This window comes from Vibrio olivae, assembly GCF_042428525.1.
In the GTDB taxonomy this organism is placed as follows: Bacteria; Pseudomonadota; Gammaproteobacteria; order Enterobacterales; family Vibrionaceae; genus Vibrio; species Vibrio olivae.
Map to the genome: position 1 here is coordinate 1 of NZ_JBHMEP010000024.1, position 7,057 is coordinate 7,057.

Sequence of the window (7,057 nt, forward strand, 5' to 3'; positions counted from 1 at the left end):
GACGAGGAGGATGAAGCGATCATGCACAAGCTGCTTTCCCAGCACATGAATCTGGACAATATGCAGATCATGAAACAATATAACAAGGTGGCAGTTCTTCTGGGTAAACCGGAGATCAAGAGTCCCGTTACTGTGGACAGATACCGCAAGATGATGGAAGCTACCACTCTGGGGCATCAGCGCGGAGCTGCCGCCTTAAGAAACCGACTGGAGACACAATGTGGTTATCGAGGATAATGGAGAGATAGGAGGATCGGGTTTAGGCAAGATAAAGGACGTGTGTCCATCATACTACTGGAGATCATCACTTCCAATATTAAGAGCATATCATACAGATCCTAAATTTACCGCATTCTTTGGCATATTAGACGTTTTATCAACGGTTCCGAAGGAAGATATCTATGAGGAAGAAAAGCCTGTTGACGAGCCTAAAAAAGAACCTGATGAGGAGATAGAAATTGAGTATGATCTGGAGACTGAGCAACAGTATTATGCCGCTGAATGGATCAAGGATATCCCGACACCAGTCTTATACAGAATGACCGTGGCTGGCAAGCGTGTTTATTATGAAATGGGAGCTGATGGATACCCTATCATATATGATGGGGCTACCAATAATATTGCGAATGGGTATTGTGATACTTCCGGGGCATTAGAAAAATGGAAAAATGAGATGAGACTCAAGGGTAAGGACCCAGACGAGTATGCCAACTACCGGGCTGACTTAGGAACTATCATGCATTATCTGTTTGGGTTATATCTGACGGGAGTTAAGATAAAACTGATTCCAACATGGATAAGAAAAGCTGTTAAGGAAGCTAAGTTGAGAATAGACAAGTATAGGATGGAGCGGATATTAGTGGATAACATTGATGAGCTAATAGAGGATCTAATATCATTTGCCATATTCTGCAAGGAAAGACATGTAAAACCTGTATTGATCGAGAAGATGTTGAGGTCAAGCAGGTTAAAGGTAGCTTCTTCGGTGGACGCCGTGGTGGAGATGGACAGCGAGCCGGAGACAGTGGAGATAGAGGTCGAGACAGGAGAGTTCTATAAGACTGGAGCCAAGAAGGGTCAACCTAAGACAGAGAAAAAGAAGATAAAGAGATGCAGGAGGATATTCGCTATATTGGACTTCAAATCAAACAGGAAAGGCAATTTCTATGATGAGTATGCTTTTCAACTTGAGTTGTATAGAAGAATGATAATGGAGAACTACGGAAAGATATTGGAGATAGAGGAGATATATAACTTCGCTCCGGGTGATCCTACCGCCAAGACAAGCCAATATAAACTGAAGAGACAAACTGATAATCCTATACTTAACATGGCTACAGTCGTATATCTCCAAGGTAAGTATAAGTTCGAGAAAACCAATTATACGGTTACATCAAGAATAGGATCTTTGGATATAGAAAGTGATTTTGAATTGAATAACTTGATAAGAAAAGAATCACTGAGAGATTATATTTATCGAATCATGAGTGAGAGGATAGGATAATGGAGTTTAGGGAATTTGACAAGAGCGTTCACAGATATGAATTGGATCATAGTAAGCCAAGAAGAAAGCTGACGTGCCCGCAATGCGGCAGGGATGGATGCTTTACGCCGTACGTAGATGTAACCACCGGACAGATAGTAGGGGAACAGTTTGGGGTATGTGATCACAAAAATAAATGTGGTTATTTTAAATATCCAACAGGCAATGAGCTTGGGAGCAATGATCTTTTTACCGATTCTAACAAAGTGCTAAGAAGATACAGGCCTCCTGTGAACCCAGATATAGCCAACTGTATCCCAGTAAACAAGATGTTTGAGACCCTTAATCCTTTCGAGACATCCGATCTTCAAGATTATCTATCCAATATCTTCGGATCGTATCATACCAATAGGGCATTTAACTTGTATAAGGTGGGGATGATGAGATTCGGAGACTGGGGTAAGTGCTGTGTGTTCTGGCAACTGGATAAGAATTGGGTGGTGCGGACCGGGAAGATAATGGACTACGGGCCTGACGGGAAGAGGGTAAAGGTTCCCATGGATCACGTATGTTGGGTGCATATACTGGACGGTCAGGATTACCTGCTTAGGCAATGCCTGTTCGGGGAGTTCCTTATCAACTTCTATCCCAATGACGCTCCGGTGTATATAGTAGAGTCAGAGAAGACAGCTGTTATCTGCAACATCGTGTACCCTAGTAGGTTGTTCATGGCCTGTGGCGGTATCCATATGTTGAAGAGGGAGATGATAGAGACATTGGGTAGGAGGCGGATAGTCCTGTACCCGGATAAGGGCGACGCTTTCAACGAATGGAGAAAGAAGGTAGACAAGGATATGAGGGGGATGAATATAGAGATAAGTGATTTTCTAGAATCAAAACCCAATATAGATGAGGGGATGGATATAGCGGATTATTTTATAATTAAACAAATTTATAATAATGGCAAAGGTAGTTGATAATTACAAGGGATTCAAGGTGCTTGAAATAACAAGACAGGAGATGATGGATAAGCTTACCAGATATGGGTGCTTAGGCATTTGTGATATGTGTAACAGACCTACGTCCGTAGGATATTATGTGGCGGTAATCAATCAATGGATGTGCAAGGACTGTTACAATGATTTCATCAAGCCAATTGACAGGTATAAGGAGGATATGGAAATAGAAAACAAGAATTTCAATAGATACTGCAGTCTATTTAATGTTAAGATGGAAGAAACGGTATGATAGAATTGTCTTTAGCCCAGAAAGCTATGTTAAACGGATCCATATGCCCGTATTGCAAGAACCCATCCACTATGATAAATACGGTAGAGGGGGAGCAAGTAGGGTGCGAGAAGTGTGGGGCTTGGATGAGATCCGATCCTTTTGGAAAGCCGATGGGGAGGCTGGCTAGGCCGGATCTTCTTAGAAGTATGGATATGGTAATGACTGAGATTAATATATTTGCGTATAGGACAAAACGGGATGTACAGGATATTTACAAAAGCCTATCTGGTGAATTGGATATACCAATAGAACATGTATCTCCATATAAGATGTCTTTGCCATCACTACTTAATACCATGAGATATATTGAAAAGTATAGCGATAATCATATACGGATATATGATAGAACCATGGTAAAGAAGGCTTGCCCTAGGCACGGAGCGGTGGTGATCGGGAGCAACGCCTGCCACGGGTGTCCAGAGTTCCTGTTCCATGTGACAAACAACACGACCGATACGGTGGTGTGTGATATGGATATGAGCTATGGCGACTGTATAAAAAAGAGAAATAAATAAATTTGATAGACAATATTAATTATATAAAAGATGAAAGTAATTTTTATTCATAAGCCAACAGGATTTTATGTAGGAGGATCAGTGTTTAACAAGACATGTGGTTTTTACAAATGCAGAGATAAGATGATAGAAAAAGGCATAAGCGAGGATAAGGCCAACATGCTTATTGATATAATAGGTCCGTACTTATGTGTGTGGGAAATAAAAGATGGGGATGATCCTTACGAGAGCATGAGAAGCAGACTCGGAGATAAAGCCTCATATTTAGATGGAGAGGATATTATCGTAGAGGATTATGATTATGACGAGGAGGACGAGGATGGGGAGGTCGACTGAATATTATAGGACACATCCGGAGGCCAGAAGAAAGAAAGCCGAGACGGATAAGAAGATCAACGCCCGCCCTGAGCAGAAAGCCAAGAGACGGGAGTTAGGTCGCAAGAACTACAAGACCGATAAGTTGAAAGGTAAAGCCTATCGGAAGGGAAAGGATTTATGCCATACGGCTAAAGGACTTAGATATAAATCAAGATCAGCTAACAGAGGGTCTAAATCCGATACGGCTGGCGATAGAAACGCAAGAGGATGAGTGAGGATAGGATATGGAGGTCATCCAAGGAGATTATCATGGATGCCTATGAGAGGATAAGAAAGTATCAGTCGGGAGAGCTTCTCCCGGCTCGTACTGGATACGCTTATCTTGACAAGGCGTTGCTGGGCGGGTTCTACCCACAACATGCGGTGGCTATCGGCGCTAGGCCCGGAGTGGGCAAGTCTTATTTGGCTCAGAAGATTATGAGCAATGTAATGAATGTTAATATCAATCCCCAAGCTGATGATTATGTATGGCTCAGATGTGAATTTGAAATGAATCCAGAGGATTTGATGTTACGTTCACTATCAAAAAAAATGGGAAAGGATATACAAGATATTCTCCTTAACGAGATGTCTGATGAAGAGATAAAGGAAATGCAGAAATGTCTTAAGGAGGAAAACTCCAGCAGAATAACATACATCCCTAAACCATCGACAGTAGACGAGCTTCAGAACTTCTTATGGAATAGTTATATGCCAGCGAACAAGGATAAGAAAATGGTATTTGTATCCATAGATCATACAGCTCTTATACAAGGCACGGGTGACGCTAAGAGGAATATAGATAGTCTGATAACCATGTGTAATATAGCTAAAAGAACTTTTCCCAATATATTCTTTCTTATAATATCACAACTTAACCGTGATATTGAGGGAAGACGGGATCCTAAGGATCATATGCCAAAACAATCTGATTTCTATCAATCAGATACATTGGGGCAATTATGTACGGCTATGGTAGCGTTGAATATCCCAAAGAGATACGGCTATTCATCATACATGCAATTCCCGCAAGGCTGGTATCCTAATCTGGAACGTTTTAAGAGTGAATCAAGGCGCTCTTTCCGTGTAGATGGACTTATATTCCATCATATAGTAAAAGTCCGTCAGAGATCGTTAGAAGAGATTGAGGCTATACATGTGGATATCATGAAAGGATATGAGCGATATTATCCTGATGGAGGTGTGGTACGCCAAGAAAGACCGGGAGGCTCGGACGCCCCCGTAGGCAGCGGCAAGCCGGATACGACCGTGGTAACACTACCGCCCCCGCCTCCCAGTATTCCATTGGAGCAGCAATACATACCGCCTAGCGATGATTTTAATGTAGTACATGACGAAACACCATATTAATCATGAGACTTAGAAAGAATTATTTGCTTGTTATTATGAAAGGCATGGAGATGTTGTTAAAAGCCAACTTCTCCACCGAGAATAAGATGGGCATACGGGAGATTATATCCTATTTAAAGGAGATGTCTGAATACAGCATTAGATATATCATCAACCGGGAACGGGAAAAGGAGATCATTAACATCTGCGAGGAGGTATCCAAAAAAGTTCAGGAGTATAAGAGGATGAACGACAACTCTATGGTATTGGAATTGGAGAATCTGAAGCGGGAGGTTGTAGCGGTAGAGGATCTTCTTAGCTCCTACAAAGGTGTTCTTGATGCTGAGCTGGTGATAGCCGAGGATGATATCAGGATCATACGGGATAAGATCGCTATAAGCCTGAGAGAAGACGGGACATGCAAGAGTATGACCGACGCCGATAAAAGAGCCAGGGTGGATGTAAGGTACGAGCGGGCTTTAGAGGACTATCGAATCCTTCTAAGATGCGCTAATACGGTTAGAGCCAAGATGTCGGTTATAGGGCATCTTAATCAATCAATAAATCAATCCATATCAGTTGGTAGGGTTGGTATGGCTAATGAATCTTATACAGTTAAACAATATGAAAAAGGGAAAGAGATTATCGAAAGCAGACGCCCTTAGGGTGTTGACAAGGGCTTACAATTTAATAAAGAATGGTAATTATTCGCTTATATGTAGAGCAATAGAAAGGGCAGCGGTTGAATTATCACTTGCCAAAAGATCATGTGTAGCGTGTTATCTTATACCAGAACTGAAGATGTTCAAACCTGTAAACAAAAAAATGGAGATTTTTGGTTTCGTCCATCAAAGAGAAACATAAGGTTACATATAATAGATACGCTAATAGATATATATAACGGAAATGATCATCCCGATATAGTCGAGAGGGTAGCTAGAAAGATTAGGTCAATATTTTAACTTATTTGCATATGTATATAAATTTCGAGCAGATGATGATATCAGGATTAACGATGTCTGATGTCGGGTATCTTTTGATGATCCGGCAGAAAGAAGAGATGGCTAACATCATTCCAAAGGAGAAAATAGATAGTTATAAAGCGTCTGGTTATATCGAGCTTCAGAAGAATGGGAAGTGGAAGATAACTCCAAGGGGAGGATCGCTGCTGATGCTGATAGAGACACCCGGTCTGACACCGGAGGTCGAGGGGATCCGGGACCGTATTGTTGGGGTATATAACGATATGGGTAAGGATACAGGAGCTATCAAGGAGGTGGAGAAAAGGCTTATCTGGTTTGTGGCTAACACCAACTTCAAGGAAGAACCTATAGTAAGGGCCGTAATATCCCATATAGACCTTAAACGTGAATATACGATGAGGTTGGATAACTTGATATGGAAGCCGTCAAACGTCTATAGCGTACATATGAGCTTATCGGAATCAACGTTATTCGATACGATCATAAAAATGTATGGCATGACATCCGATCTGTATCTTAGGGAGAACAAGAACAAGGAACTGGCATGGTTGTTCGCCGTAAGCCGACTCCCGGATCCTCCAAGGAAGATGGATAAGGAGTATACTATTACTGGAGATGTTAAGATGGACATCGAAAGAATATCAGATATAAAAAAAAAATTAGGTAGAAGATTAAAAATGTCGATTTAGATTATGGAAAAGGATAAATTATTGAGAATGATAAAAGAGGTGATATTCGAAAAAAGTAGGTGAATTTAATGGGCTTAATCGTCCTGAATCGATAACCAATAATGATGAGCTGGGCGCGGATATGGCCATGGATTCCCTTGACTTCGTGGAAGTCGTAATGGAAATGGAGAAGAGAACTGGTAGATGTATACCTGATGAAGTACTTGATGTCGAGCCTTATCACGAATTGACGGTAGGAGAGCTTACAAATATGTTGTACGATTATTTAAAGGATTATGGAAAGAGATGAGTTATTGGAGATGGCGAGGGAAGAGATATTCGATAAAATGCATGAGTTCAATTACATTAATAATATAGAGGTAATTGACGATGTAAGAGAAGACAGTAATT

The 7,057-nt window shown here is 41.2% G+C and carries 9 protein-coding genes; all 9 read left to right on the forward strand.

What is annotated here, in order from left to right:
- The coding region (locus ACFFUV_RS22945; RefSeq protein WP_390198126.1) for a hypothetical protein at positions 1 to 237 on the forward strand (237 nt) is incomplete at its 5' end.
- Positions 221 to 1,504, forward strand: coding sequence for a hypothetical protein (locus ACFFUV_RS22950; RefSeq protein WP_390198128.1), 1,284 nt, complete (start codon positions 221 to 223; stop codon positions 1,502 to 1,504). The genes ACFFUV_RS22945 and ACFFUV_RS22950, both read left to right, overlap by 17 nt.
- Complete coding sequence (locus tag ACFFUV_RS22955; RefSeq protein WP_390198130.1) at positions 1,504 to 2,460, forward strand: DUF6371 domain-containing protein; 957 nt, start codon at positions 1,504 to 1,506, stop codon at positions 2,458 to 2,460. Before ACFFUV_RS22950 ends, ACFFUV_RS22955 begins: the two co-directional genes overlap by 1 nt.
- Positions 2,461 to 2,727: 267 nt before the next feature.
- Entirely contained in the window at positions 2,728 to 3,288 is a 561-nt protein-coding gene (locus tag ACFFUV_RS22960) for a hypothetical protein (protein WP_390198132.1), read from the forward strand.
- Between the two features lie 81 nt (positions 3,289 to 3,369).
- Complete coding sequence (locus ACFFUV_RS22965; RefSeq protein ID WP_390198134.1) at positions 3,370 to 3,624, forward strand: hypothetical protein; 255 nt, start codon at positions 3,370 to 3,372, stop codon at positions 3,622 to 3,624.
- A 291-nt stretch (positions 3,625 to 3,915) separates the two neighbouring features.
- On the forward strand, positions 3,916 to 5,016 hold the full coding sequence (locus ACFFUV_RS22970) for a DnaB-like helicase C-terminal domain-containing protein (protein WP_390198135.1): 1,101 nt from the start codon (positions 3,916 to 3,918) through the stop codon (positions 5,014 to 5,016).
- Positions 5,017 to 5,066: 50 nt separating this feature from the next.
- Positions 5,067 to 5,660 carry a hypothetical protein gene (locus tag ACFFUV_RS22975; protein ID WP_390198137.1) on the forward strand — a complete coding sequence of 198 codons (594 nt, stop codon included), beginning with the start codon at positions 5,067 to 5,069 and terminating at the stop codon, positions 5,658 to 5,660.
- 350 nt (positions 5,661 to 6,010) lie between these two features.
- On the forward strand, positions 6,011 to 6,667 hold the full coding sequence (locus ACFFUV_RS22980) for a hypothetical protein (protein WP_390198138.1): 657 nt from the start codon (positions 6,011 to 6,013) through the stop codon (positions 6,665 to 6,667).
- 91 nt (positions 6,668 to 6,758) lie between these two features.
- On the forward strand, positions 6,759 to 6,956 hold the full coding sequence (locus tag ACFFUV_RS22985; RefSeq protein WP_390198141.1) for an acyl carrier protein: 198 nt from the start codon (positions 6,759 to 6,761) through the stop codon (positions 6,954 to 6,956).
- Positions 6,957 to 7,057 lie beyond the last annotated feature (101 nt).